26 protein-coding genes are annotated in these 25,598 nt (G+C 35.5%); 16 read left to right on the top strand and 10 right to left on the bottom strand.

Annotated elements, in window-relative coordinates; genetic code table 11:
- Positions 1-57: 57 nt before the first annotated feature.
- Positions 58-417 (top strand): hypothetical protein, encoded by a 360-nt coding sequence (locus HVN35_09255; protein NYB52730.1) that lies wholly within the window; start codon positions 58-60, stop codon positions 415-417.
- A 23-nt stretch (positions 418-440) separates the two neighbouring features.
- Here HVN35_09255 and HVN35_09250 read toward each other — a convergent pair whose 3' ends face one another.
- Positions 441-1,769 (bottom strand): hypothetical protein, encoded by a 1,329-nt coding sequence (locus tag HVN35_09250; GenBank protein ID NYB52729.1) that lies wholly within the window; start codon positions 1,767-1,769, stop codon positions 441-443.
- Between the two features lie 286 nt (positions 1,770-2,055).
- Here HVN35_09250 and HVN35_09245 point away from each other — a divergent pair, with 286 nt between their 5' ends.
- The 3 genes from HVN35_09245 (at position 2,056) to HVN35_09235 (ending at position 7,518) form a co-directional block, all read left to right on the top strand.
- Positions 2,056-3,564 (top strand): glycosyltransferase family 39 protein, encoded by a 1,509-nt coding sequence (locus tag HVN35_09245; GenBank protein NYB52728.1) that lies wholly within the window; start codon positions 2,056-2,058, stop codon positions 3,562-3,564.
- 38 nt (positions 3,565-3,602) lie between these two features.
- Positions 3,603-5,132 (top strand): glycosyltransferase family 39 protein, encoded by a 1,530-nt coding sequence (locus HVN35_09240; GenBank protein NYB52727.1) that lies wholly within the window; start codon positions 3,603-3,605, stop codon positions 5,130-5,132.
- Between the two features lie 145 nt (positions 5,133-5,277).
- Positions 5,278-7,518: a peptide transporter gene (locus tag HVN35_09235; protein ID NYB52726.1), complete on the top strand. Its 2,241-nt coding sequence runs from the start codon at positions 5,278-5,280 to the stop codon at positions 7,516-7,518.
- A 67-nt stretch (positions 7,519-7,585) separates the two neighbouring features.
- Here the strand turns inward: HVN35_09235 and HVN35_09230 are convergent, their stop codons facing one another.
- Both HVN35_09230 and HVN35_09225 read right to left on the bottom strand, forming a co-directional pair.
- Positions 7,586-7,753: a class III signal peptide-containing protein gene (locus HVN35_09230; protein ID NYB52725.1), complete on the bottom strand. Its 168-nt coding sequence runs from the start codon at positions 7,751-7,753 to the stop codon at positions 7,586-7,588.
- Between the two features lie 547 nt (positions 7,754-8,300).
- Complete coding sequence (locus HVN35_09225) at positions 8,301-8,474, bottom strand: class III signal peptide-containing protein (GenBank protein NYB52724.1); 174 nt, start codon at positions 8,472-8,474, stop codon at positions 8,301-8,303.
- A 224-nt stretch (positions 8,475-8,698) separates the two neighbouring features.
- Between HVN35_09225 and HVN35_09220 the strand changes: the two genes are divergently transcribed.
- Complete coding sequence (locus HVN35_09220; protein ID NYB52723.1) at positions 8,699-9,262, top strand: hypothetical protein; 564 nt, start codon at positions 8,699-8,701, stop codon at positions 9,260-9,262.
- 36 nt (positions 9,263-9,298) lie between these two features.
- Here HVN35_09220 and HVN35_09215 read toward each other — a convergent pair whose 3' ends face one another.
- Positions 9,299-9,475 carry a class III signal peptide-containing protein gene (locus HVN35_09215; protein ID NYB52722.1) on the bottom strand — a complete coding sequence of 59 codons (177 nt, stop codon included), beginning with the start codon at positions 9,473-9,475 and terminating at the stop codon, positions 9,299-9,301.
- Positions 9,476-9,727: 252 nt separating this feature from the next.
- Between HVN35_09215 and HVN35_09210 the strand changes: the two genes are divergently transcribed.
- The 6 genes from HVN35_09210 (at position 9,728) to HVN35_09185 (ending at position 14,777) form a co-directional block, all read left to right on the top strand.
- Positions 9,728-10,885, top strand: a complete 1,158-nt coding sequence (locus HVN35_09210; GenBank protein ID NYB52721.1) for a UDP-N-acetylglucosamine--N-acetylmuramyl-(pentapeptide) pyrophosphoryl-undecaprenol N-acetylglucosamine transferase — start codon at positions 9,728-9,730, stop codon at positions 10,883-10,885.
- A gap of 284 nt (positions 10,886-11,169) precedes the next feature.
- A complete protein-coding gene (locus tag HVN35_09205; GenBank protein ID NYB52720.1) occupies positions 11,170-12,489 on the top strand; it encodes a hypothetical protein in 1,320 nt (439 codons plus the stop codon).
- Positions 12,486-13,178 (top strand): metal-dependent hydrolase, encoded by a 693-nt coding sequence (locus tag HVN35_09200; GenBank protein ID NYB52719.1) that lies wholly within the window; start codon positions 12,486-12,488, stop codon positions 13,176-13,178. The genes HVN35_09205 and HVN35_09200 overlap by 4 nt, the downstream gene beginning before the upstream one ends.
- A 288-nt stretch (positions 13,179-13,466) precedes the next feature.
- Positions 13,467-14,102 (top strand): 50S ribosome-binding GTPase, encoded by a 636-nt coding sequence (locus tag HVN35_09195; protein NYB52718.1) that lies wholly within the window; start codon positions 13,467-13,469, stop codon positions 14,100-14,102.
- Between the two features lie 11 nt (positions 14,103-14,113).
- A complete protein-coding gene (locus tag HVN35_09190; GenBank protein NYB52717.1) occupies positions 14,114-14,491 on the top strand; it encodes a DUF2073 domain-containing protein in 378 nt (125 codons plus the stop codon).
- Positions 14,475-14,777: a hypothetical protein gene (locus HVN35_09185; GenBank protein ID NYB52716.1), complete on the top strand. Its 303-nt coding sequence runs from the start codon at positions 14,475-14,477 to the stop codon at positions 14,775-14,777. Before HVN35_09190 ends, HVN35_09185 begins: the two co-directional genes overlap by 17 nt.
- Before the next feature lie 73 nt (positions 14,778-14,850).
- Here HVN35_09185 and HVN35_09180 read toward each other — a convergent pair whose 3' ends face one another.
- Positions 14,851-16,911 carry an NFACT family protein gene (locus tag HVN35_09180; protein ID NYB52715.1) on the bottom strand — a complete coding sequence of 687 codons (2,061 nt, stop codon included), beginning with the start codon at positions 16,909-16,911 and terminating at the stop codon, positions 14,851-14,853.
- A gap of 59 nt (positions 16,912-16,970) precedes the next feature.
- Here HVN35_09180 and HVN35_09175 point away from each other — a divergent pair, with 59 nt between their 5' ends.
- The gene (locus HVN35_09175; GenBank protein NYB52714.1) at positions 16,971-17,249 is read left to right on the top strand and encodes a DUF5379 family protein; all 279 of its coding nucleotides are present in this window, start codon (positions 16,971-16,973) and stop codon (positions 17,247-17,249) included.
- A 170-nt stretch (positions 17,250-17,419) separates the two neighbouring features.
- Here the strand turns inward: HVN35_09175 and HVN35_09170 are convergent, their stop codons facing one another.
- Positions 17,420-19,234, bottom strand: a complete 1,815-nt coding sequence (locus HVN35_09170; protein NYB52713.1) for a DUF2070 family protein — start codon at positions 19,232-19,234, stop codon at positions 17,420-17,422.
- Between the two features lie 611 nt (positions 19,235-19,845).
- The gene (locus HVN35_09165; protein ID NYB52712.1) at positions 19,846-21,168 is read right to left on the bottom strand and encodes an ATP-binding protein; all 1,323 of its coding nucleotides are present in this window, start codon (positions 21,166-21,168) and stop codon (positions 19,846-19,848) included.
- A 326-nt stretch (positions 21,169-21,494) separates the two neighbouring features.
- Here HVN35_09165 and HVN35_09160 point away from each other — a divergent pair, with 326 nt between their 5' ends.
- From HVN35_09160 to HVN35_09145, 4 genes are all read left to right on the top strand, one after another.
- On the top strand, positions 21,495-22,046 hold the full coding sequence (locus HVN35_09160; GenBank protein NYB52711.1) for a hypothetical protein: 552 nt from the start codon (positions 21,495-21,497) through the stop codon (positions 22,044-22,046).
- A 103-nt stretch (positions 22,047-22,149) separates the two neighbouring features.
- Positions 22,150-22,695 carry a fumarate hydratase C-terminal domain-containing protein gene (locus tag HVN35_09155; protein NYB52710.1) on the top strand — a complete coding sequence of 182 codons (546 nt, stop codon included), beginning with the start codon at positions 22,150-22,152 and terminating at the stop codon, positions 22,693-22,695.
- Complete coding sequence (locus HVN35_09150; GenBank protein NYB52709.1) at positions 22,664-23,461, top strand: hypothetical protein; 798 nt, start codon at positions 22,664-22,666, stop codon at positions 23,459-23,461. The genes HVN35_09155 and HVN35_09150 overlap by 32 nt, the downstream gene beginning before the upstream one ends.
- A 670-nt stretch (positions 23,462-24,131) precedes the next feature.
- Entirely contained in the window at positions 24,132-24,323 is a 192-nt protein-coding gene (locus tag HVN35_09145; protein ID NYB52708.1) for a 4Fe-4S binding protein, read from the top strand.
- A gap of 124 nt (positions 24,324-24,447) precedes the next feature.
- On the opposite strand, the gene HVN35_09140 is transcribed toward HVN35_09145, so the two are convergent.
- From HVN35_09140 to HVN35_09130, 3 genes are read right to left on the bottom strand one after another with little or no spacing between them, the layout of a single operon-like run.
- Complete coding sequence (locus HVN35_09140) at positions 24,448-24,828, bottom strand: hypothetical protein (protein ID NYB52707.1); 381 nt, start codon at positions 24,826-24,828, stop codon at positions 24,448-24,450.
- A 27-nt stretch (positions 24,829-24,855) separates the two neighbouring features.
- Complete coding sequence (locus HVN35_09135; protein NYB52706.1) at positions 24,856-25,221, bottom strand: DUF2089 domain-containing protein; 366 nt, start codon at positions 25,219-25,221, stop codon at positions 24,856-24,858.
- A gap of 4 nt (positions 25,222-25,225) precedes the next feature.
- Positions 25,226-25,534 carry a hypothetical protein gene (locus HVN35_09130; GenBank protein ID NYB52705.1) on the bottom strand — a complete coding sequence of 103 codons (309 nt, stop codon included), beginning with the start codon at positions 25,532-25,534 and terminating at the stop codon, positions 25,226-25,228.
- Positions 25,535-25,598 lie beyond the last annotated feature (64 nt).

The raw sequence follows: 25,598 nt of genomic DNA, 5'->3' as shown, positions 1-25,598 counted from the left end.
GGATATGAATATCTGGAAAATAATCATGGATCTGTTGTTTCTATAGTGTTTCTAATTATGGTTGTGTTCTACTCATTGCTGGGAATGGCTATTATTGTGGGGAGTTTACCCAACAAAGAATCAGGTCACTGGGAGAACCTCCAAATACCATTTGAAGGGCATTATAACCCTTTAAAATCTTATATTATAGATAATACTCATAATAATCAGGTCATCTGGTCTGATAGATTGATTGCTGAGAAGTTAGCTTGGATGACTGGTAGAAAAGTTTCCAATGGCTTGTACCCGGATGGGGTTTATGGAGGTACGAAAGGTTTCCAGGACCAACATCAGGATATAAATGTTTATATTGCTGATGGAACTTTCCTCATAAAAGATCGTTATAATAACACTATCAATCAAATTCCGAAATTTTAAGATTATATTCGTGTCAAGTCAGCCTATAATTGAAGCTGGATTGAATTGAATATGTTAGAAGCGTTAAATGTTCTTAAATCATATTTATAATTGATTTTAATCAGCTCCAAAGCGGATGGGCCCATAAAATAAATTTTATATCCTTTAATTTGCCATTTGATTATATCATCAGAACTGGCCATGTAAATGTAACTTGTGTTTCTTTCCGGATCCCAATATGAAACTTGTATATTTTTTGGATCGCTTTCTGCCATGTATTTCTGGGGTTTGGCCGCGGATTTTTTCGATAAATAATGTAAAATGGGATAGTATTCTCCGGTGATAATAATTGAGTTGTTAAATTCAGTTTTTGTCAATTTTTCTAAAGTTGTAATTAGTAGGATGCGATCCTCTGCGTCAGTAAAAACTACTCCTTTTTCCACTATCTGGGAGGTTTCAAAATTCAGGCTTACTGTAATAAAAGAGTTTAAAATTAAAAAAATGCAAAAAATATTGAAGATTCTTTTACTACCAATTTGACTTAAGAAATAAAGTCCGAAGGGAATTGCAGGCAAGATATATGCTGTTTCATAGGGGCTAATTAGAAATAAAACTATAACTAGAAAAACTACGAATAAAGCAAAAATCATATGGTTATCCTGTTTAATATAAGTCAGGTCTTTCTTTTTTGTTTTAATTATTAATAATATAAAAGCAAGCACAGATAAAAGTCCGAAAGAGGAAATGAGATCATTGTATACAAGGTTCAAATCTATTAGTTTACCATAAAAGCTGATAAAACCCAATCCATACTGGAAAAATAATGGGGAGAATAAGGCAATACTCACGGCTAATGATGTTAAAAGAAAGTATAATGATTTTTTAATATCATTTTCAGATGTTATGAGATACATAAAGGGAATTATGAGTATGGCTGATGTTGGTCTGGAGGATATAGCTAAACCCATCATTAAACCAGCCAATAAAAAATGTTTTTTTATTACAAAGTACCAGCTGATGACGATGAAAGTCACAGCCCACATATAATCCATGGTATTAACACTGTTAATCCACACAATTGGTAAAAAAGCAAATGTTAGCACTATTAATCCTTTACTTTCAACTTCAAGTTCTTTTAATATTTTGGCAAATACCAGTATTGAAATTAGTGTCAGGATCATGGTGAGGCTGTTAGTTGCCACCCAACCATAGTTAATAACCAGAGAATTTACATACTCTGGTAAAGGATATCCTGGAAAACGTGAAGTATGATAGATCAGGAATTGATTTAAATCGAATGCAGTGTTGGCTATCCTCCAGGCATCAGGATCATTACCAAAACCCAGATTTAAAAATGGAACCCTAGATAGCATAAAAATAATAATGAAAATCAGAATATAGGGAAATTTGGTGAAATCCAGTTCACTTAATAAGTTAATGTAATCTTTAATCATGGAAAAACCTTGAGTATTTCAATATCTGCTTTTCAATATACATATTTATAATGTTTAGATCATTCATTTATTATGGGGCCAAATTGATTGTTTAACAAATAAAATTATACACTTCATGAATCGTTTTGATCCCAGTTATCTATCCTTTGACTGATTATAAGAATTAAACATCATCAATTCCTTAAAAAATCCTTATTTGATTTACATGAATACTAAAATTGGGGCAAAAAAGTTTTTTTGGAAAAATAAGGAAATATTATTGATATTATTCTGTTACGTAGTTTTATATTCTTTTAATCTTGATAAATTTCCCGTAATCAATGGCGATGAGAATTGGTTTGTTAATCCTGCTTATAATTTGGCTATGTTTGGATATATGGGTACTAGTATGATTTATGATTTTTATAATATTGCTAATTTTACTTATTGGCAGCCTCCGGTGTATTTTTTGTTGTTGGCTGGTTCTTTTAAATTGTTTGGTTTTGGGATTGTGCAGGCTCGGATGGTTGGTGTTTTTTTAGGTTTTTTAACGGTTTTATTTACATATTTGTTTGGTTTGAATTTGTATAATAAGAGGGTGGGTTTGTTGGCTTCTTTTTTGTTGGTTTTGAATCCTTTGTTTTTTTTTGTTTCTCGGAATGCTCGGATGGAGATTGCTGTGGCTTGTTTTATGGTTGTTGCTCTTTATTTCACCTTTTTGGCGTTGAAGAATTCTAAGTTGGTTTATTATTTTGCTGCTGCTTTTTTTGCCACTCTTTCAATTTTATCTCATCCTAATGGTCTTATTGCTGTACTTGCGGTTTTATTAATTATTTTAATTGAGAAAATAGATTTTAAAAAGTTAAAATTTTATTTAAGTTTCAAAGAAATTTCAAGCTTCATTTCAGGATTTTTTATACCATTAATTCTTTATTTATTATACATACTCATGGACCTAAAGGCTTTCACGGGCCAATTCATGGATAATATAGGTGAATCACCTTCAAATCCAATCGATAATATTATAACAGAACCAACACGTTTCATTAATCTTTACCATTGGCTTGTTAGTTATCAGGGGGAAGTCCTGACCCTGGTTGTATTTGCAGCTGCTTTTACATTGATGATTGTAGGTTTGTTTTATATGGTTCGTGAGAGAAATTTCGGTGATAAATTTTTACTAATAATTTTAATTGTAAATTTTGTGGTTCTATCTGCTTTATTATACCGTAAATACTTTATTTACCTTGGAATAATCATGCCTTATTTCTCTATTCTAATTGCTTTAACTTTTAAAGATAAAATTCATTTAGAAATGAATAAAAAAGGAATTTTATCAATTTCCATTTTGGTATTATGGTTGGTTTTAATTATTGGAAACTGTATGTTATTGGATAACTTTTTAGAAAAAACTAAAGATTACAATTATATGGAGATTAAAGAAGAAGTTCAAAAATATATACCCCCGGGAAGCATTGTTGTGGGAAACCACAATTATTGGATAGCATTACATGATAAATACAATTATTACGGCCTCGAAAGATTCCAGATCAACACCTCAGACATGTTAAAAGATTTAAAAGCAGAATACATTCTTTTTGAAGATTTATGGGCGGATGATGAAGCTACAGTGAATTTTGTTAACCAAAATTGTACACTTGTTGCTGTAATTCCAGCTAATGATACTCATGGATTTGGAATAATAAAGGTATTCTGGGTAAAAAATGCTAATTAGTAATTTAACCAATTCTTATGATGCGGAGTGATTAAGAAATGCGCATTAAACATTTTTTGATTCAGAAGAAAGAGATTATCCTAATCTTATTATTTTATACGGTTTTATATTCTTTTAATCTTGATAAATTTCCTGTAATAAACGTGGATGAGAATTGGTTTGTTAATCCTGCTTATAATTTGGCTATGTTTGGATATATGGGCACTAGTATGATTTTTGGTTTTTATAATATTGCTAATTTTACTTATTGGCAGCCTCCGGTGTATTTTTTGTTGTTGGCTGGTTCTTTTAAATTGTTTGGGTTTGGGGTTGTGCAGGCTAGGATGGTTGGTGTTTTTTTAGGTTTTTTAACGGTTTTATTTACATATTTGCTTGGTTTGAATTTGTATAATAAGAGGGTGGGTTTGTTGGCTTCTTTTTTGTTGGTTTTGAATCCTTTGTTTTTTTTTATTTCTCGGAATGCTCGGATGGAGATTGCTGTGGCTTGTTTTATGGTTGTTGCTCTTTATTTCACCTTTTTGGCGTTGAAGAATTCTAAGTTGGTTTATTATTTTGCTGCTGCTTTTTTCGCCACTCTTTCAATTTTATCTCATCCTAATGGTCTTATTGCTGTACTTGCTGTTTTATTAATTATTTTAATTGAGAAAATAGATTTTAAAAAGTTAAAATTTTATTTAAGTTTCAAAGAAATTTCAAGTTTGATCTTAGGATTTGTCATACCTTTGATTCCCTATGCTTGGTACTTATCATTGGATTTAGCTGCTTTTAAGGGTCAATTCATCTCTAATATCGCATCATCACCTTCAAATCCTTTCAATAATTTTATTATGGAGCCAACGCGTTATACTGGGCTCTTTCAATGGTTTGTTACTTATAACGGGATGGTTTTGACATTCACGGTGTTTCTTGTGTCTTTAATTTTAATGGGTTTAGGCTTACACTATCTTGTTTGTGAGAGGAGATATGGTGATAAATTTCTACTTTTAGTTTTAATTGTGAGTATAGGGGTTTTTTCCATATTGGTTTATCATAAATACTTTATTTATTTGGGAATAATCATGCCTTATTTATCGATTTTACTTTCTCTGACCTTTAACCATAAAATAACGTTTAAACCAGATAGAAAATCTATAAATTCAATAGTCTTGATTTTTTTGTGGGTAGTGTTAATTGTGGGAAACTGCATATTTCTGAATAATTTTTTAGAAAAAACAAAAAACTATGATTATGAAGCAATTAAAGAGGAAGTTCAAAAATACATTCCACCAGGGAGTGTGGTAATTGGAGACCGCAATTATTGGATAGCATTACAAGAGGAATATCGTTATTATGGATGCGATATCAGTTACGGTGAAGGTTCATATCAATATAAAATAAAAACAACAGACATGTTAACAGATTTAAAAGTTGAATACATTCTATTTGATAGAGAGGTTTGGGCTAGTGAAGATAAATATATAGAGAACTTTCTAAACCAAAACTGCACCCTAATAGGTGAAATACCGGCTAATGATACCAATGGATATGGATTCATTAAAATATACAGAATAAAAAACGTATCCAATTAATCTAATTCTTCTGGTGGGATAAATTAGAACACTTCAAACAATCAGTTGAATTTGAATCATTACAAGTCATTCGGTAATGATTTATTAAACTTAATCTATATTTAAAGTTAGTTCAATCATTCTTTAAGATTATTTGGGAGTTTAAATGAATCAAAAAGTCTTTATTAGAATATCCATTATCTTGCTAATTTTTTTCATTGGTTTTATTATGAGAGTGGAAACCACCCATCTTGACACACTTTCAGATATGGAAAAACATTACTATCAAGATCAAAACGGCCTCCCTTACATGTATGAACTGGACTCTTACTATAACTACCGGTTAACAGAAAACTATCTGAACCATGGATATTTGGGTGATGCTAAAATTAATGGAGTAGAATGGGATTTACATTCATATTACCCTCCTGGAGTACCCTTGGATTATCCTCCTTTAATCGTTTATTTAACGGCATTAATCTATAAATTTATTAACTTATTTGCAGATATTCCTCTCCTGGTTGTTTGTTTCTGGCTTTCTGCATTCATAGCCCCACTGGCGGGTATTGCCGCTTACTTTTTGGTGGGTAGATTAACCAACCAGTATGGTGCAGTGGCTGCAGGTATCTTATCAGTTACCATTCCCTACTATTTTGTTCGAACCGTCCCTGGATGGTTTGATACAGATATGTTCAATTTATTATTCCCCTTCTTGGTGGTTGGCTTATTTTTTTCAGCAATGGAAAACATCAATTCTCCTGATAAAAAGGGATTAATTTACTCATGCCTTACTGCAATATCTCTCTTCCTCTTTTCACTTGCTTGGAACGGTTGGCAGTATCTATTTTACCTCATAAGTATCTTCTGGGCTGTTTACATCATAATATCCAAAATACGTGGGGAAAATATAGCTAAACATTTATATAACCTTCTATTATTTTCAGCGGTTACTTTAATGCTTGTCTGGCTTTTCACAGGATTTGTAAATATTTTAAAACTAGTATTCGGACCTTTACAACTTGTTAATTTATCTTATGGTGGCGGTTCATGGGCTGATTGGCCTAATCTTTACACTTCAGTTTCCGAACTCATCAAGCCATCTGTCGAGGTGGTAATTTCCAGTCTTGGAATCACGTTATTCGCCGGATTATTTGGCCTTGTATGGACATTCAGGTTACTGTTAAATGAGGAATTAAGCCAAAAATTCATCAAGAAAATGAGGTGGATAACCTTTTCATTTTTGGTTTTTTGGACATTGGCTGGTTTCATCACCTTAAATAGTGGTGAAAGATTCCTGGTAATGTTAATCCCTCCTCTGGTGGTGAACACTGGAATAATGGTGGGTATATGCACTGAATATTTAGGTCTTTTAAAAAACACCAATCAAATCAATTTTTTCAAAAAACACCCCAGTTCAATTAAGGTTTTATCGGTTTTAATTGTGATATTAGCAGTACTTCCTGGAATGTGGCCTAGTGAAAACAGTTTTCTGCTAACTCCCGGGATAAATGATGATATCTGGGCTGTTTCAGTTTGGATCAATAATAACACTCCTAAAAACACGGTTATAGTAGGTGATTGGAATAATGGCCATTTATATACTGCTATTGCAAATCGCCCGGTTCTTGAGGATGGTAGAATGGGTTACATAGAAACATTACCTGTGCGTAACTATGATGATTTATTCCCCTACAAAGATAAATCACCCAGCATATCAAGGGATTACTGGATTAATAAAGCATTTTCCACCGATAATGAGACTCTTTCTTTAGGGATAATGCGTATGTTAAGTACCAGTGGTGATCAGGGCTATATTACACTTGATATGTATGTTGGAAATACCAGCAAAAGTGTGGAAATATTGAACCACATCCTGGGTATTGACAGATCCAATGCTCGAAACCTACTTCTGGATAATTATAATATAAATGAAAATCAGGCTGATGAAGTTTTAAAGTACACTCATCCTGATAAGCCATCCCCGTTTGTGGTAGTAACTAATGATAAAATGATTGGTATTGGTCATTGGATATTCCAGTTTGGTGAGTGGGACTTCAATGAAAAATCATCCCAAAATTACATCTACTCAGTGGGAAGGGCGAATACCACTTCAGATTTTCTCAATTCTACCAATGATATATTCATGGATTTTAAAACGGGAAATTTAACCTGGGAAAATAAAACTCCCTATTTTGTGGAATTCATTGACAACCGTACCATCGTAAAGCGTTTTATGGATCCCAACAGTGATTTTGGTGTTTTCATCATCAATGGTAAAAAAGCAGTGGTTATGGATAAAAAATTCGAGAATTCTATTTTCACTAAACTAGTTATTGAAAACAATAATTCAACTGTTTTCAAACCTTTATACTATAGTAATCGGGCAGTTGTATGGGCAATAATATAATCATGGATAAAAATTAATTATTTAATTTAAATAATTCCCTAAATCTCCTAAGGTTAATTCTCCATAATTACATTTTATTAATAGCACTGTCTCTTGCAGTGTTGATGACTTGAGTAATATTCCCTGCTATGGAGTTGGTAATGCCCATTATGTATCCACCGGCAACAATTACTATCACTAACATGGCACCAATTAATAATATCATTTCAGCGCTAATCTGACCTTTTTCATCCATTTCTAATCCACCCTAATCTATTATGGTTAATCTTTTACAGTCATGTATCATCAAATACTCTTATTTATTTTTATAGGATTCTTGCTATAAATTATTTTTTAATAGATAGACAATTCTCTTGAGCGATATGGACAAGATTTATAATACTTTTCAATTTTCAATGGTTTATTGAAAAATTTTTTTTTGAAAGTTCTTCACATCAATTCTAATAAGATTTCACTTGCAAATGTGTTAAATATTGCCATGATTTGATTCATGGATATATCTCTAATTTAAGAACAATGGGCTTGAAATCAAATATTTCATGAATTGGATCATCGGGAATCTTGTATGTATATCCATTCAATCCCGAATAATTATCCTTTATTAGAGATAGATCAGTTAGCTTAATGTTTAGCTGAATTATGGAATAATAAGCTTAAAATTGTGAAAAACTAATAAAACTAATAATTCAAGGCACAGTGAAAAAATTTAAAAATAATAAATAAAAAAAACTTAAAAAAAAATTGATCCATAAATAGGTTTGAAACCTTTTTTATGGATATGTCTATTTGATTGTGGTTCGGATGGTGTTAACGTCCTGACTGGCGTTTAATCCGGAAGTTCCACTGAAGTATGCTCTGTAGATCAGTAGTGCAGCTATTGCGATAACAATTACACCACCAAACAATAAGATATATTCAGCTGCTCCTTGTCCACCTTCATCTTTCAAAAAGCTCATTTTATTTACCTCCAAAGGGTCTTTAGTATTATGTACATTGTTCTCTGTTGGTTTTCATATATAAATTTTTTCATTGTTCGCAGAGAACAATATTCATATGATACCAACACATGTTTATTCAATTTATATATGTACCTTGCATATAACTTGTAGTCACATACAATTATCTTTTATATAGTTCTTTGTGCATATTATCACATATTAATATTAGATGGTTGTGAAACATGCCCAAAAATTACAATTTAAGAAGATTGATCTTGGAAGTACTTGAAAATGATGAATTATCTAAAAAAAAGATTTTAGAAATTATCAGATCCAAATCAGGTGTCGGAACATCTGATAAAACTTTCAATGAGTCTCTGATGGCTCTTTTACGTGAGGGTCAGATCTATATTGCTGATTATGATTTTTCGATATATGATGGTGTTAAAAGGATTCAGTCTATAAGACCAGAGGGCATTGTGTTTGGTGTTTCCAGAATGGATTTCGTGGAAATAGAAACCATCCTGAAACAATTAGAAAGTAATGATCATGAGGAAGTATACCGGGCATCCAAGAATCTAAAAAGAATCTTCCGCAGAAAAATCGATGAAGTTCAAAATGAGGGAGATTTAAATATTGAGACTGGAGCCGACGCTCTTTTTAACCAAACAATTTTTTATATGAATTCCCAGGGTGAGGAACCCAAAAATAATTTTAGGAATAAACTGGCCTGGAGTTTGAGTAATAATAAAGGATCTCTAGAAATGTTCAAAAGTATTGTTTCTTTTGTACAGTCTCAGGAATAATCTCTTATAATAAAAAAATGATAAATCTATTTGAGTCTATTTGAGCGCACTAGTTGTTCGGACATTGTTTAGATCACTTGATGAATCAAAAGGAGTGGTGGATTTCACATAATTATTATAAATTATTATTGCTGCAATAGCCAGAACAATCATGGCTCCAAACAGTAGTATATATTCTGCCGCCCCTTGCCCTTTTTCATCATTAAAAAACAATTTATTCCCAACCTTACCCCTTATTATTAATAAATATACTTATATGTAAATAAATCTTTCTATAAATTTATACCCATAATATACTATAACTCCTCATTATTTAATTGAATGAGAATATAAAAGTAAGTAGTATAAGTAAATAAAATAATAATTAGATAATTTATTAAAATTATTGCAACTCACTCCAACTAACTCATTTAATCCAATTGATGATTTTTTTACTCATATAAAGAATCATTTGCAGGCAAATAAATGAAAGTACTCCTAATACCATGTGGCATTGGCATGGGACACACCTCCCGCTCTTTGGCACTGGCTAAAAAATTAGAGGAATATGGTGATGAGGTTCTCTTTGCTAGTTATGGTTCAGGCTTCCAGATGCTGGATGAGTTCACTGATTACCGAGTTTTTGAACTTCCCACCATCAAATTCTATGGGAGTGAAGGTGAGCTAAACCTTAAACACACCGCCCGCAAATCCATAGATGCACCATATATTTTTTTGAAAAGTATTTACCATGAATCTCGCATTATCAAGGAATTTAACCCAGATGTGGTTGTTTCAGATTCCCATTATTCAGTTCCCATCACCTGCAAAGTACTGGGAATACCCTGTGTACTGGTGAGTAACGATCTAACACCTGATTTCAGGCAAGTTTACCAGAAAGACCGCACCATGGAATACTTGGAAACTGGTTTGCAACGTTTCATTAAAGATGTATCCCGATTATGTCATTCCATAATCATACCGGATATAGAAAATTCATATCAAGTACCCCTACAGATTCGACAACGGGTTAACTACACCGGGCCAATTCTAAAGATGGACCCTAATGCCATGGCCAGTAAAGAAGAACTTCGCCAGAGTTTCGGATTTGAAAGTTCTGAAAAAATTGTTATGGCCACTGTGGGGGGGTCTGAATTTGGGAACAAACTCCTGAAGCTATTATATAAAGCAGCACCAGACATAGATTGTGATAGAATAATCATGGTTACGGGACCTCAAGTAAAGTTAAATCTGGACCTTTCTTCATCACGTCTAATCTGCAAGAAATTCCTGAAAGATATTATGGAATGGATGAAAATATCAGATTTCATAGTAAGTCTGGCAGGACACACCACCTCCATGGAAATAGCATCCCTGGGCATTCCCAGCCTAATGGTACCCATAGAGAATCACCCGGAACAGCTTAAAAATGCCAAGAAAATGGAAAACTATGGAATCGCCCACATTGAAAACATGGGAAGTTTAAACCCGGAAAAATTAAAGGATAAAGTTAACCATTTAATGGCAGATGATGCACTGCAAATTAATGCAGCTAAAACCAGAAAGATTTTTTCAAAGTACAATGGAACAGAAGATGCAGTAAAAATAATCCGCAAGTGCAGGGAAAGTGAAAGAGGTCCTTAATGATATTTAAATGAATTATTAATATGGTCTTAGTAGAGAAATTCTGTAATATTATTTTTTAATTGCCAATTTTTCTCCAAGTCAATGTATATAGAGGATTTATGGACAATTAATATGTAAGATATATAAAGAAAATCCGGAAAATATTAATAATTAGTTAGGACCAATTTTATTTAGAGATTATTCCTTTAAGACCTGAATTGAAAGAATGATAAAATTTGGTGTGTGATGAAACTAATAATTTATAAATAATCCTTAACATAATAAGATTAGGAGGTATGAGGATGATCAATTTAATTATCAGCGTTTTCGGGGTTCTCTTGCTTATTGGTGGATTTTACTTTATGTACCTTGGTTTTAAAATTCCACCCAACCCTGTTGCATTCTTTGTAGGGTTAATTGCATCGGTTTTAGGACTAATTTTGATTATAGTTTTCGGTAGCAGGGTTGATTTATCCAGAAAGACAATACCAAAACCTGAAAAAACTAAAACTCCTAAAAAGGCAGTTGCAAAACCCATTAAACCTTCTAAAATTCCTGTTAAGGATCAGATTCCATCTAAAAAAGCCCCCACCTCCCCACCCAGAGCTATTAAACCAAAACCACGTGAAGACACCGGTCCTAAATTTGGACCTATGCCCACCTCCAAAGCACCCATAAAAAAAGACAAAGTTTCAGCTCCTTCAAAAGCGTTAAAAAGCACTGAAAAGGAAAAATCCAAGGCTAAACCTGCAGTAACCATGCCTCCAGATCTTTCTACCAAACAGAAGGTTCCTCCTAAACCTAAAAGAATAGCTCCAGTTAAAAAACCGGGCAAAGTTCAAAAACCTGAAGATATTACTCAAGCTGATGTTAAACCCTCGAAGGTTGAAACACCTGCAATCAGTAAAAAAGAGGTAACTGAACCTCCCAAACCTCCAATAATTAAGCCGGTTAGAAAAAAAGAAGAAAAACCAAAACCTGTACCCAAATCTGTCCTGGAGACTGCTGATAAAGAAAGGCTCAAAGAACTGAAAACCCGGCCAGGTAGAGATGATCAGTTTGTTAAAGACAGGCTGGATAAACTTAAAGAAAATTATATTCAAAATGCTAAAGATATTGAAAGTATCATCGATGAGAGATTGGATTCTTTCAAGGGCACCATAGACAAATTAAAAACAGATTCAACTGAGCCTTCTATAATATGGTCCTTCGAGGCTCAGGATGTTCAGGAAGCTATGAAGGATACTATTTCAACTGCTGAGAATAAGTTACTTATGATGTATCCCTGGGTACGCAACATTGATGTAAGTATATTAAAGAAGTTCATGGATACTGAAAGTCGCATAATCATCCAGGAAGCCAGTTTAGATGATGATGCATCGGTGGAGTTGATAAAACTACTCCAGGAAAAAAATGTTCAAATCCGAACCATGCCCCATGTACACACCGTAGCCATAGTGGCTGATGATGCCAATGGTCTTATAATATCCACAGATCCAATTTATGAAAGTTATGAGGTGGGTGTGATTTATAAGGATAAAAAATCTATCTCAGAGATTGAAAGAATGTTTGAGGATGCTTGGGGAATATCGCAAGATGTTGACCTGGGGATGAAAGCATGAATATCAGATGGTTGGGACATTCTGCATTTTCCATTTCTACATCCAAGATCAACATTTTAATTGATCCATTCATCACTGATAACCCTGCATGCCCGGTGGATGTTGAAGAACTGGAAGCAGACATAATATGTGTCACTCATGGACATAAAGACCATTTCGGAGACACAGTTGAACTCGCTGAAAGTAACAATGCCCTCATAGTTTGCAATCACGAGCATTCAGTTTACCTGTCACAACAGGAACTGGAAACCATTGGCATGAACATGGGAGGAACTATTGAATCTCAGGGAATAAAGATATCCATGGTAAATGCCATTCATTCTTCAGACATGGATTTTGTGAAGGGTATTGGTCCTGGGGGAAGTTCCTGTGGTTATGTACTGGAACTGGAAAATGAGAGAAAGATTTATCATTCTGGAGACACCGGTATCTTTGGGGATATGAAAACGGTTATAAAAGCCATTTACAGGCCACACATAGCCTTACTTCCCATTGGTGATAGGTTTACCATGGGAATCAGGGAGGCTTCCATTGCTGCAAACTGGATAGAACCGGAAGTCATAATACCCATGCATTACAACACATTTCCAGTGATTGAACAGAACCCCTACCGATTCAAAGAATTGGTTGAACTATCCACTGAAACTAAAGTGGAAGTTCTTAAACCTGGTGAAACCTATTCCGAGTAATGATAAAGTGGTTTAAACATTTTAAACTAATTAGAAGCCAGATTTGTAACTATTTAGGTCATCTTTTATATTGCATTTAACAAAGATAGTAAAATTGCTAAATGATTTTATAGCCAGAGAAGAATCCCACAATTATTAGAGGATAGAACCACGCAATTATTAGAGGATAGAACAAATGGTTATTTTAAGTTTATAGATGAATTTTAGAGAACTGTAAATTCAAGTTTATATTCAGACCCGGGAAATAGTTAGATTGCCACCTACAAGAGTGATTAAATGGTTGATATTATGCAGAGAATTTTCAGAAAAAAATTTTTCAGAGACATCTTCAACAAGCTAATTGGAAAGGAAAAAAAACTCAAAATCGGTTTCTACGGTCATCCTAACTCAGGAAAAACCACCCTGGCCAACCGAATGACCAAGGACTGGACTGGGAAATCTTTGGGACTGGTATCGGAAATCCCTCACGAAACCAGAAGGGTCTACCGTCAGGAAAGGGTGACCCTAAACTACAATGGTGTGGAGTTAGATTTTGACATTATTGACACCCCAGGGATTGCCACCAAAATTGATTATAAAAACTTCTTACAGTTCGGTCTATCCGAGCGAGAAGCTAAAGAAAGAGCCAAGGAAGCTACCAAAGGAATCATTGAAGCAATTAAATGGCTGGATGATGTGACTGGTGTGTTATTGGTGGTGGATTCCACTAAGGATCCTCTCACCCAGGCTAACATCACGATAATAGGAAATCTGGAAGCACGCAACATACCCTTTGTCATAGTGGCCAACAAAGTTGACCTTCCTGAATCAAATATTGAAAGAATTAATTCTGTTTTCCCGCAGCATAAAGTAGTGGGAATATCAGCCCTGCACGGGGAGAACACGGACCAACTATACCAGGCCATGGTGGACCGGTTCAGTTAGGAGTGAGTTTCATGGATGATGCTAACACCCTGAAAATGGATTTCATCTCACAGGATGCATTGAAAGATAAAAGCAGCATTGAGAAGATATTCATGATCGTGGAAAGAGTTAAAAAAGGTGAAGTTATAGTTTTGGAGGGTGGTTTAGAGCCTGAAGAAGAGGCAGAACTTATTGAAACCACCATGCGAGAAATCGATGTGGAAAGCTTTGTAGGAATCGATATTTACACCCTGGAAAAGAATGAAACCTCATTTTTAGGTCTTTCCAAAAGGAAAACAGTGGGTATAACCATAATAGGTCCGGCGAACATTATGAAACAGGTGAAACGCAAATCAAATTTCATTTCCATGGTAGCCAGCCTTGGTGGTAATGATGCATCGATGTATTAAATGCGGACAGGAATACAAGGACTCAGAGGACCTTATCCTGAAAGGATGCCCCAATTGCGGTAGTAAATTCTTCGAATTCCATAACCAGGGAAAAGTCCAGGAAATCAAGGATGTCCGGGGGGAATCCGTGGAAACCATTATGGTCCATGAACACGGAGTTTACGAGGTTAACCTGGAATCTCTATTGACTGATGAATCAGTAATAGTCTCTGATGAAGAGGGAAAATACCTTATTGATATTAATTACATCCTTAAAAAGAAGATTAAAGAGAATGAAAAATCTTAATCTACACTCTATTTAATGAAATTGTTTTTTTTTAGTCTAAAAAAAAGACTTCGATTTTTACTCTATTTGATATTTATGCAAAATCACATTTACCTGATGGCAAGACCCTGATCACATCTTCCAGGGTTAATATACGCTCTGGGTCAATCTTTTTAAGAACTGATCTGGCAATTTCTTCCTTTTTGGTGAAACCGGGTTTTAGAACCACGTAGTTGTCTGTATATTTTGCCACTGCTTCTATTGGACCGGCCATTATCCTTTCACCCTCATAATCCACAATACCCACTGCTATTTTAAGGGGAATTCCCCGGAGATAATTACGGGTGCCCCTGATTATGAATGCTCCCCGGGCCACGAATTCACCGGACTGGGGGGTTTTGGATACCTGATCCGGGAAAACCCAGTAAACATCCTGGGAGGCGTAACCTTTAGCCCAGGCACTGGAAAATGATGCAGCCAGGGAACCTGCTTCCAGGATAGTTGATTCAGGAATATCACCCTCAAATTCACCCTTCTTAATAACCACAGAGGGAGCACCATGTATGTCAGAGTGGAGGTAGATGTCCTGGTTATCCAGGTAACGTTTAACCACCAGTTCATTGGTACCTGCATCTCTACCACCAATAACCAGCAAACCATCAGAAGATAAGAACCATCTGAGTTTTTCAAACCATTTAAGCTCTCTTTTGACCCTTTTCTGAGGAACTCGAACCCTTTCCAGGGCCAGCTCCCTTTTATTCCTCATTCTCTCCACATCTTTTTTGGTGCGTTCAATGGCAATATGCACCCCTTTAATCTTCCTTTTGGCCTTTTTACCTTTATTATAATATTTCTCAGCATTTTCAGGGATTTCTATATTGGCGTCCACAGTCACCCTTTCCCCTTCAATATTCAGGGTGAGTACACCCATCTTGTCCAAGGATTCAATAATCTGCGCCTCTTTTAAACCTTCTTTACGGGCTTTTTTCAATTTAGATGCGATTTCCATCCATGAATACTTCTCCCGGGCCTGGTGTATGGTGTCTAAAATGTTTTGAACTTGGGAGTAATGAGAATATAACAGATCACCCTTCTTTTTTGATTCAACCACTGTCTTTTGGAATTTTTCCAGGGTTTCTTCCTGTATACGGAGCCTTTTTTCATATTTACCCACTTCTTTGGCCCAGATATCCTCCTGAACCTTCTTAATATCAGCACCAATTTTTCCACTGTAGAACTCGTCTGCAGCCTGGTTGAAGGTTTCAAAGCGTTCTTTCTCAAAACTTTTATACATTAAAAGATCCAGGGGTAACACATCCTCTTTACCATATTCTGGCTTCTTAAATTTATCATCTTCTTTATTTTCTCTGTTTTTGTCCTCTAATTTTTCATTACTATCATTTTTCTCAATATTTTTTTCAGCAATGACTTCTCGAACAATTTGAGGCTGGAAATTGAAAGTTTTAAGGGGTTTGAAAAGTTCAGTCATGCTCTGGTAAATGGATTCAATTTCCTGGTCACTCACATCACTGGATGCAAGTTTTTTATCCACTCCTGAGCGCAGGAATATTTCTTCAGAGTACAATCCACCCAAACCGCTCCGGGCCAGTGTGCGGATAAGATCAGAATCAGAATTTTGGAATAAATCTTTTAAATCTTCCAGTTGCACATTAAGGGGATGAATGCCTCTTTCTTGAGGGTACTGGTATTTTTCTTGGGAAGTTATCTTGCGACCCTGGGCATGGCGGTGTTTCAGGGGTAGGATAATCCGGTCATTTTCATCCAAAAGTATTATATTCCCTTGGGAGAAAAGTTCAATAATCAGTGTAAAGCGATGTTCCTTCTGGATGTCAATTTCCAGTATACGGTCAAAATTATGTTGCTTAACTCCCTTTACTGTTGCGTTTTTTAAGTGTTTACGCAGTAGCATGGGGAATGACGGAGGTACCTTGGGGTTTTCTGGTGGATACTGTGTAGTATGCACTCGCAAACCAGCCTGAAAAGCCACATCAACTCTTCCCTTTCCAGGAACATGGAATCGTATAATGACCGTGTCCCTGCTGGGTTGATATGCTTTCTGCACCCGGGCATCTGTAAGGAGTTCGTTGAGTTCATGTGAAATGGCGTAAAGATCAACATTGGACATGGCTTTCATAAACACACCTTTATCTATATTATATGCGTATAAACTAATATGTAAAACGGAGGAAAAGTATGGAAATAGAAGTTAAGCTAACCAGTATACATGCAGTGCTTGCCATTGTGGCAGGTTACGCATCATTTTTACTGTCAACCGGCGCTATATCTGGCGTGGGTAAAAACGAAGTGCTAGCAGTCCTGGCAGCGTTAATCATCCTTTATATAGGTGGTCAAATATCTGAGAAGTTATTTGGTAAGGAAGCAGTTGGCGGAACCAAAGGATGGCTATGGAGTGGGATTTTACCATTCTTCTTTGTATGGATAATCGTATGGGTACTCCTTTACAACATGTAGATATATTCACATAAAATCTAAAAAAATTGTGAAATATCCTTTAAACACCTATTCAATTTATTTTTTAAATTTTTATCAATTTTATTCTTTATTTAAGGATTAGTCCTTTTATGATTCAAACAATTTTATGGATTAATCTATATTTTAGAGTTATCATTCCAGTTTTCATCTTAAAACGTCCAGTAAAAAATCCAGATGAAAACGAAGATCAGTGCCAGTACAAATACCAGGGGTGCTACTATTCTGCTTACGGCTACAATGGAACTGATGGTAGTTACCAGTTCCGTGGCATGGGTGGGGCCCAGTGTATTGATGTTTGATATTTTCAACAGTTTAGTTCCAGCCATTACTGGTTCCAGATCATTTATGGCCTTTTTGGTGCACTCAACAGTTTTTCGGATGATTAGGTCTCTGTCTTTTACTCCCAGGGGATTGTGGCCTCCGGAGAGGGTGTTGACATAGTGGGTGTCAGTGGTCATGACCTCGGCACAATCTACTCCAGTTTCAGCCACAGCTTCCAGTAGCTCAGCTCTAAATCCCATAACCATATTGTTACCATCCAGGAGTATGTATGCCGTTTTTTGTCCCTTAACTTCTAATACCATAACTTTAACTCCACTTTGCCCCACTCCGCTCTTTTTACCTAATTCTGGAATGTTATCACTGGCACATCCCATCTTAAATTCATTTTGTGGGGGTTTTTCAAGTTTTTCTACTGCGTCCAGTAACTGGAATACCTCTGGATTACCTGGCAGCACTCGTCCTGATTCTCCTTTAAAGGAGTTGTGACAGTCTACCAGTACAATGTTCTCTGCTTGGGTATGGCCCTGCGCTGCTTTAATCACAGAAAGGCCAACACCAAAGTCGATATCGTCAAAGCCCATTGGTGCGAAAGTGGCGAGAAGCAGTAAATTATCTCCGAAAAACTGTGCTCCTAATTTTGCCTTTTCACTTTCCACCACCATATAAGGACTGGCCAGGGATGAGTACTCCATTCCCTCCAGTGCATTTTCAACTACTTTTTTGATTTTGCAGATTTCCTGGGAGCTAACCGGGTTGAAATCATGAGTTGAGGGACCATGGCTCACCATGGTAAAATGATCAAAGCTCTTTGCCAGGACAGTAGGCATGTTACCCCCTCCGATGTTTCCAACAGGACCGGGATGCACAGAGGGGGATATGAATAGTCCTTTTATACCTTCTTCTCCTTTAAAACTCACCACACCCACCAGGGTGTCTATGGGTTCACCCATGTCTTGGAAAAGTTTTTCCATGGCCCGGGAACCCTCAGTGTACTGGGCAATGAAGAGTGATAATAGCTCTAAACCTCCCACCCCCAGGTTACGCTTTATTGGTGATTCAATTACCAGTATAAAGGAGTAAATGGCAATCATCAGTATTAATCCTGCCACCAGTCCTTTTAAGGCCACTGCTATGATGCTGAAGGGTCCTATATTGGTGCTGATGCTGGTTAAAAATACGATGACCACTACCATGCTCAGGATGAGGATGGGTTGTATGGCAGAGATTAAAATGGATCTCACTGCTCCAATATTGGAAGTACCCCATATGATGAAAGTGCGGAGTCCAAAGGCCAGGGCACATCCTAGGATTAATGCATCAATAATATAACTGTAAACTGTAAAAGTGGACACTAAACTCCCTACAATGTATACCAGGGACACTACAACCATGTTGATGAGGGAAATAAACATGGCCTGCTTCATCTTCATATGCCTTCCATCCATGGCGTTAATCAGTGGCTGGGTAATAGCTCCATCCATTATGGAAGTTAAACCGAAGATCAGAAAGCCTGTTGAACCACCATAAACTATACTATCAAATACGGATGAATCTGGTTCTAGGTAGGCGGCAATAGCTCCTGTAAGGAAGCTTAGAAAGGTCATGGTTAAGATTGAAAACCTGCTGGGTGGAAGGGTAACCAGGTACTTGGAAAGATCTGTAATATTATCAACAGCCGACATAACTCACCTCAAATCATCGTGTTAATTAAGATTGTAATTATGAATGGTTAGAATCATCTCAATTAGTATGTTTGAACTATTTAGAATTATTATCATATGTTTTTGATTATTTAATTAATGGCACTCTTTTAGAAGGATTAAAATGTTTAAATTATATATAAACAATTTTTTTGGGGGGTTTTAAATTTAATCAATTATTTGCAGTGATTGGAATATAACTGTTGAATCAACTAATATATTAAGTCTGTTCTTTTTATTTATAATTAGATTTTTATTTAATATCTAAGATTCTTTAAACATTATTAATAATATTTTATACAATTTTAGAGGATTTTAATGATTATTAAATGAAAATTTCCAATTAAATCTAGTAATTTCTCGATTATAATCTTTTGTAATTCAACAAGGATAAAATTATTAAAAATTACTAAAAATAAAAAAAGTAATACTATACTTTTATCTCAATTTACCTTCAACTTTTCCAGATTATCAAAATATTATCAAATTATATGGGGATCTGGTCCAGGTTTTAAAAGGGGAATTTTTAAGTGCATCTATTATGTATTGTACTTACATGTACTGAATTGTATTTAGTTAAGATTATTCCCTTTTCAACTGGACCTTTGAAGTTCAGAAGAGGAATTTCTCTGCATCACAATTAAAATATGCTGTTTAAGGGCTTCTTCAATTATATCGGCATTAATAATATCTTCCTGCCTGGTTACTCTGATAGCCTGGGCTATGAGTGCAATGTCACGTGCATGGGCAAAGGTAGGTTTTAAGTCTTCACCTCCTTCTTCACGTGGCAGATAAACATTCATAAATCTTTCCAGAGCAGAATCATCATATTTTTCATTCAATTCATCAAGATTATTCTTAAAGACAGTTAAAATCTCTTCAGAACTGGGCGGTCCCATAAAAACATAAAGGGGTGCCCTACGCAGATGTGCTTCATCTATAATAGTTATATCCATATTTGTTGCCATGGCTGGTATGAAATGGGTGAGCAAGACTGCAGCAGTTCCTTTAACATAAATCACATCCTTTTTATTTTCAAGAGGAACAATGAGCCTGTTTAAAATATCATTGGGATCTTCCTTTTGCCTTCCCAGATCATCTAAAAGTAAAACCCCTCCATTGGCCTTGATAATGGGGGAAGTTTCATATAGTCCTTTCTGAGGGTTGTAATGGGTTTCAAGATTTTTACGGGTTAGTTCTGACCCTGTGAATATGAATGGAGCGTATATTTTCACCCAACGAGGATCTTCAGGTTGTTCAGAAGTCAATTGGTGGAAATCAGGGTCATAAATCTGTATAATATTATGGCTGAACTCCACAAATTTAGGAATTACAATGGGTGACATTAGTTTGGGCATTTTACTGGTTAGGAATGTTTTACCAGTTCCTGGTGCACCGGAGATAAAAAATCCCTGACCACTGGTGGCAGATTCCACCAAAATTTTTTTGGCATTTGAAACTCCAATCACACCATCAAAGGCATGTTCAATAATGTTTTCTGGTATGTGCGTGGGAAAACGGTCGCTCAATTGCGCTTCCATTATTTCACAGTATTTATCATAACTCACTGGAGCTATACCCATATAGGGTTCCTCTTCCAGGAGTTTCTTTGCTTTTAAATTACCTAATTTTTTTATAGTAAACTCTACACTGGCAAAAAGAAATCCTCCACCGGATTTATAACAAAAATTTTCTTTTTCAAGTCTGCTCAGACATTCCTCAAGAATATCAAAGTGCAATCCAGTCAATTCACGTAATTTAGCAACTTCAATGATCCCGTAACTGGAAATTAATTTTAGAAGTAAATTCTGAATAAAGGACTCACCTAAATCTATTTCATCCAGAGATTTTGGTTCTTTAAGGATATTGAATAGATTCTGAATCCTTTCATTATGATAATAATCTTGGTGAGGCATATTTTCAAATCTTTCATTATTTAATTGACTCATTTCGAATATATAATAGTAATATTATATTCAAATTCCATTATTAAATTAACCTAGACCTATAATTAATTTATTTCCCGTTTTTTGGAAACTTCTCACTCCAATTAGTACCGGTGTTTTTTTTATGGGCATAGTAGTAGCATAATCTTTCCAAAAAGCATTAATATTATGCTGGTAAAGTAATAGACAAGAAGCATTTTAAGAAATACAGATTTGGAACATATGCAAGATCATTGTATCATTGGAAAATCGAGTTCTAAGTCTTGAAATTAATTATTCAATTATAAGGTGTTTCAATGGCTTTAAAGAGAGATAATATCTCTAAATCTCATGGTGGGGGTTATCTTTTTTGCAATCACTGTGGGGGTTATTATAAACTTAAAAAAAATGAATCTCCTCTTGATTTTTTAAAATGTGAGTGTGGGAATTCATTGGAATACTGTAAAGACAGGGAAACACTGGACTTTAAAGTAGCTGCTCACCGTAAAAATTTACAAGCTTTGGATTCATTTGAAAATAGAATATTAGAAAGAAGAGAAGCACTTAAAGATATCTTCCCCAAAATTGGTATTGGGGAAAACTACATAAAAGATATGCAGGAAGAAGAGGAGTTATGGGATTTTCTTGATCGAGAATCTAATATCGCCAGTAAAAAGCAATATCTGAATATTTTGTTAGAGGAAGAACGTTTAATGACTTCTATAAATCAAAAAAAGCTACGAGTGAAAAATCCAACTGCCATGGATAAAATTCTTGATTTATACCAGAGAACAGATCCCCTTGTGATATTAAGTGTAGTAATAGTTCTATTGATTCTGATTCTTATTTTAGTTGTTTTCAGGGGATAAATAATATTAATCGCTAATTTTACCAATTAGGATAATAAATTAAATACACTAAAATCCCATTATATTCATATAGACTAATTTACATCACAAAATGGTGAAAAATATGATATTTAATCTCAAAACTCCTTTAAATAAAGAAGATATCCGGAAATTAAGGATTAAAGATACGGTTTATTTATCTGGAAAGATTTACACAGCCCGTGACAGTGCTCATAAACGAATTATTGAGAGGGGAACACCCATAGACTTGGAAGGAGCAGTCATATTCCATGCAGGGCCCATAATCAAGAATGATGGAGGGGAGTATCATATGGTGGCAGTGGGACCCACCACCAGCAGTCGTATGAATCCTTATCAGGCCGAAATTTTGGATCAAGGAGCCCTGGCAGTAATAGGGAAGGGGGGGATGGATGAAAAAACTGCTGAAGCTTTAAAAACAAATGGAGCAGTATTCCTGGCTGCAGTGGGAGGCTGCGCTGCACTGTACGTGAGTTCAGTGTTAAGTGTTAAAAATGTGCACTGGCTCGATCTGGGGGTTCCTGAAGCCATATGGGAATTGGAGGTAAAGGATTTCGGACCATTAATCGTTGCCATGGATTCTGAGGGGGGCAATCTTTATGAAGAAATCAAAAGAAAAATACAGCCCTGAAAAAGGAACACTAACCGGTTTCATTGACACTCACATTCACACCAGTCCCGATTTAAAACCAAGACTTCTGGATGATTATGAAGCTGCATTGGAAGCCCAAGAGAAAGGTATGCGGGCCATTGTTATAAAATCCCATGCGGAACCCACCGCAGGCCGGGCCTATATTACTCATAAATTAACCGGATTTCAGGTATTTGGAGGTTTAACCCTTAACCAGACAGTGGGAGGTTTAAACCCGGAAGCGGTTCAAAGCTGCGCATTAATGGGGGGTAAACTGGTATGGCTTCCCACCATTCATCATGAAAGGGTTAAGATTACAGATGAGCAGTTAGAAGAAATAATCAAATTGGTTTATGATTACCATCTAATCCTGGGCACTGGCCATATACAGGCCCCTGAGATATTTAAGGTAATTGACCAGTGCCGGAGTCAGGGTGTGGAGAAAATATTGATCAATCATCCCTTAACCCGGGTGGTGGGTGCTACTATTGATGAACAGAAAGAAATGGCCCGTCATGCTTATCTGGAGCATTGCTGGGTGGCAACCATGCCCCAGCATGATGAAATTAATCCGGAAGTTATGGTTGAAGCCATAAAGGAAGTTGGTGCCCAGAACTGTATACTAGCCACGGATTTCGGTCAGAAACACAACCCCCAGCCAGTGGTGGGAATGAAGATGATGATTGAAGAAATGATGAACCAGGGAATCACCTGGAAACAAATCCAGACAATGTGCCGGGATAATCCTTCAAATCTTTTATTCTAGAGATGTTTAAGGAGTGCTTGATTTGGAAAAAAATCACCAGGAATACATTGAATATTATCTACCCCAACTTAGAATAATATGAAAACAATAGCACTATTACTCTTATCAGTCAGAAAAAGAACTTTATGACGATCAAAAGCTTAGGAAACCTGGAAAGTTCAGTGGCAGGGTGGAAGAGGAAAAATTATAAGTTTAAAAATTGCCATTTTTTTTTATCAGCCATTTTTTAGTCAAAGATCAGTAAACTGCACTGGAAAATTGATACCAAAAAAATAAAGGAAGATATAAAATTACAAGCTCCCCTGAAAATTATAGATTGATTCTGAAAAAACCCATGCGAACATGTAAATCTTGTTTCTAATAATTGAAAGTGAGGTGAATATCATGATCACCACCTCACTATTACCTATGTTAATCATAAAAAACAAGGCTTAACTTATTAATCTACGAAATTATAATTTTTTAAGCAGCCAGTATATATGGTTTGATGAAAATACGCATATTTTGCAAATTTTTGTTTTTACACTTTTCAGCATTATTGAAAATATCAGAATCATCAAACTGGTAGTATGTATGTGAAACTTGGTAGTATTATGTGGGACATTATGGGGTGAAAAATGAGAAAATATTATTTTTAATATCCATCTAATTTTATTCTGGAGGAAATGAAATGCCCAAGATAGAAATTGATCCTGAATTATGCACCAAGTGCGGTACTTGTGTTTCCAATTGTCCCGTGGGAATATTTAAACGTGATGATGAAGATTCAATTCCCACTATTGAAGAAGAGGATAAATGCATACTCTGTGGGATGTGTGTGGATAACTGTCCCGAGGATGCAGTGCAACATGAAAACTTTTAAAAGTTATATGGAGTTTGGATCATTACAGCTTGATAGAAGCTGAATTATAATCTAAACTTCCCAAACAACCAATAACTATCTAATTTTCAACTCTCTATGAAACCTGACCACTAATTTTCTTTAACTATTCTACATAAATCTTGACTTTGGTCTGGTCTTCCTCATCCTCCAAATCAACAATTTTACCTTCTCTTCCATTTTTCACAGCTTCTATGATTTCATCCAGGTCGATCTGTTCCAGGCCGGACTCTTTCAGTTTGGGATCAAATTTTTGTGCCAGTTTTAAACCAACTTCCACTAGGGAAATAGGTATGTTCACATTCACTTTAGGGTTGTCATCCATGGTTTTCACCCGGATCTTTAACCATTTGGCATCTGTTCTAGGTTTTATTTCCACTTCATTTCCTTCCAGAGCATCCAGTAGCGCAGCTGCCTCCGAGGTATTTATCTTCCCTTCTTCTACCATTTCCAAAATTTGCATTCTTTCATCTTTCATGTTTGACATATTCATCCACTCCTATTCATTTAATCCTCATATTTTACCATTTAATAACTTTAAAGCCTCATCTTTGGTGATTTCACCATTTTTAAGCTTTTCCAAGATTTCTTTTTTATCATGCGCTGGTTTTTTAACTTTGTGTCCCAGAACTGAAATCACTTCATCCAGTTTGTTTCTCACTGTGGGATAAGATATTCCTAGTTCCTTTTCAATCTCCTTAATGTTGCCTCTGTTTTTTATAAACACTTCCAAGAAGTATTTTTGTTGTTCATTCAGTCTGCAAAACTTGCAAAGATCGAATTCGCCTCTGATGACTGTTTTACACTTCTTGCAACCAATTTCAGTAACCTTAATTGCGCTGTTGCAGATGGGACAGATCCCGGGCACTTCACGTTTCATAACTTCATCCTCCTATGGTGTATATTTCCACCGTTACTTTGCCGTCCTTTTCATCATCTGCTTTAATATCCACCATTTTAAATGGTTCAGTGCTTTCTAACTGGTCAAAAATCAGGTCAAGATCCTGTGGTGAGAGGTTGCGAAAAAAGGTGTCCATGTATTCACCATCCTGGGAGGTTCCTGTTTTATCCTTAGATGGATAATATTTAAGGATTTGTTTTAAAATCCATCTATAGGTTGAAATTCGCAAAGCTGGGATTGGAATGAAAAATTTATCCGTTTTCACCCGTATTTTTAACTTTTTGCCCTTCATTTTTTTCACCACCATACACGACTTCAATATTGTGCATATATAGATTAAGATTATTAAGTTATAG

Source organism: Methanobacteriaceae archaeon (assembly GCA_013403005.1).
Lineage (GTDB): Archaea > Methanobacteriota > Methanobacteria > Methanobacteriales > Methanobacteriaceae > Methanobacterium.
The sequence above is the reverse complement of the archived record's forward strand: the minus strand, read 5'-3'. Positions and strand labels throughout refer to the sequence as shown.

Bases quoted from the DNA above. Each gene is read 5' to 3' on its own strand.
- HVN35_09255 (NYB52730.1), top strand. From the start codon at position 58: ATGGTTGTGTTCTACTCATTGCTGGGAATGGCTATTATTGTGGGGAGT.
- HVN35_09250 (NYB52729.1), bottom strand. From the start codon at position 1,769: ATGCTATCTAGGGTTCCATTTTTAAATCTGGGTTTTGGTAATGATCCT.
- HVN35_09245 (NYB52728.1), top strand. From the start codon at position 2,056: ATGAATACTAAAATTGGGGCAAAAAAGTTTTTTTGGAAAAATAAGGAA.
- HVN35_09240 (NYB52727.1), top strand. From the start codon at position 3,603: ATGCGCATTAAACATTTTTTGATTCAGAAGAAAGAGATTATCCTAATC.
- HVN35_09235 (NYB52726.1), top strand. From the start codon at position 5,278: ATGAATCAAAAAGTCTTTATTAGAATATCCATTATCTTGCTAATTTTT.
- HVN35_09230 (NYB52725.1), bottom strand. From the start codon at position 7,753: ATGGATGAAAAAGGTCAGATTAGCGCTGAAATGATATTATTAATTGGT.
- HVN35_09225 (NYB52724.1), bottom strand. From the start codon at position 8,474: ATGAGCTTTTTGAAAGATGAAGGTGGACAAGGAGCAGCTGAATATATC.
- HVN35_09220 (NYB52723.1), top strand. From the start codon at position 8,699: ATGCCCAAAAATTACAATTTAAGAAGATTGATCTTGGAAGTACTTGAA.
- HVN35_09210 (NYB52721.1), top strand. From the start codon at position 9,728: ATGAAAGTACTCCTAATACCATGTGGCATTGGCATGGGACACACCTCC.
- HVN35_09205 (NYB52720.1), top strand. From the start codon at position 11,170: ATGATCAATTTAATTATCAGCGTTTTCGGGGTTCTCTTGCTTATTGGT.
- HVN35_09200 (NYB52719.1), top strand. From the start codon at position 12,486: ATGAATATCAGATGGTTGGGACATTCTGCATTTTCCATTTCTACATCC.
- HVN35_09195 (NYB52718.1), top strand. From the start codon at position 13,467: ATGCAGAGAATTTTCAGAAAAAAATTTTTCAGAGACATCTTCAACAAG.
- HVN35_09190 (NYB52717.1), top strand. From the start codon at position 14,114: ATGGATGATGCTAACACCCTGAAAATGGATTTCATCTCACAGGATGCA.
- HVN35_09185 (NYB52716.1), top strand. From the start codon at position 14,475: ATGCATCGATGTATTAAATGCGGACAGGAATACAAGGACTCAGAGGAC.
- HVN35_09180 (NYB52715.1), bottom strand. From the start codon at position 16,911: ATGAAAGCCATGTCCAATGTTGATCTTTACGCCATTTCACATGAACTC.
- HVN35_09175 (NYB52714.1), top strand. From the start codon at position 16,971: ATGGAAATAGAAGTTAAGCTAACCAGTATACATGCAGTGCTTGCCATT.
- HVN35_09170 (NYB52713.1), bottom strand. From the start codon at position 19,234: ATGTCGGCTGTTGATAATATTACAGATCTTTCCAAGTACCTGGTTACC.
- HVN35_09165 (NYB52712.1), bottom strand. From the start codon at position 21,168: ATGCCTCACCAAGATTATTATCATAATGAAAGGATTCAGAATCTATTC.
- HVN35_09160 (NYB52711.1), top strand. From the start codon at position 21,495: ATGGCTTTAAAGAGAGATAATATCTCTAAATCTCATGGTGGGGGTTAT.
- HVN35_09155 (NYB52710.1), top strand. From the start codon at position 22,150: ATGATATTTAATCTCAAAACTCCTTTAAATAAAGAAGATATCCGGAAA.
- HVN35_09150 (NYB52709.1), top strand. From the start codon at position 22,664: ATGAAGAAATCAAAAGAAAAATACAGCCCTGAAAAAGGAACACTAACC.
- HVN35_09145 (NYB52708.1), top strand. From the start codon at position 24,132: ATGCCCAAGATAGAAATTGATCCTGAATTATGCACCAAGTGCGGTACT.
- HVN35_09140 (NYB52707.1), bottom strand. From the start codon at position 24,828: ATGTCAAACATGAAAGATGAAAGAATGCAAATTTTGGAAATGGTAGAA.
- HVN35_09135 (NYB52706.1), bottom strand. From the start codon at position 25,221: ATGAAACGTGAAGTGCCCGGGATCTGTCCCATCTGCAACAGCGCAATT.
- HVN35_09130 (NYB52705.1), bottom strand. From the start codon at position 25,534: ATGAAGGGCAAAAAGTTAAAAATACGGGTGAAAACGGATAAATTTTTC.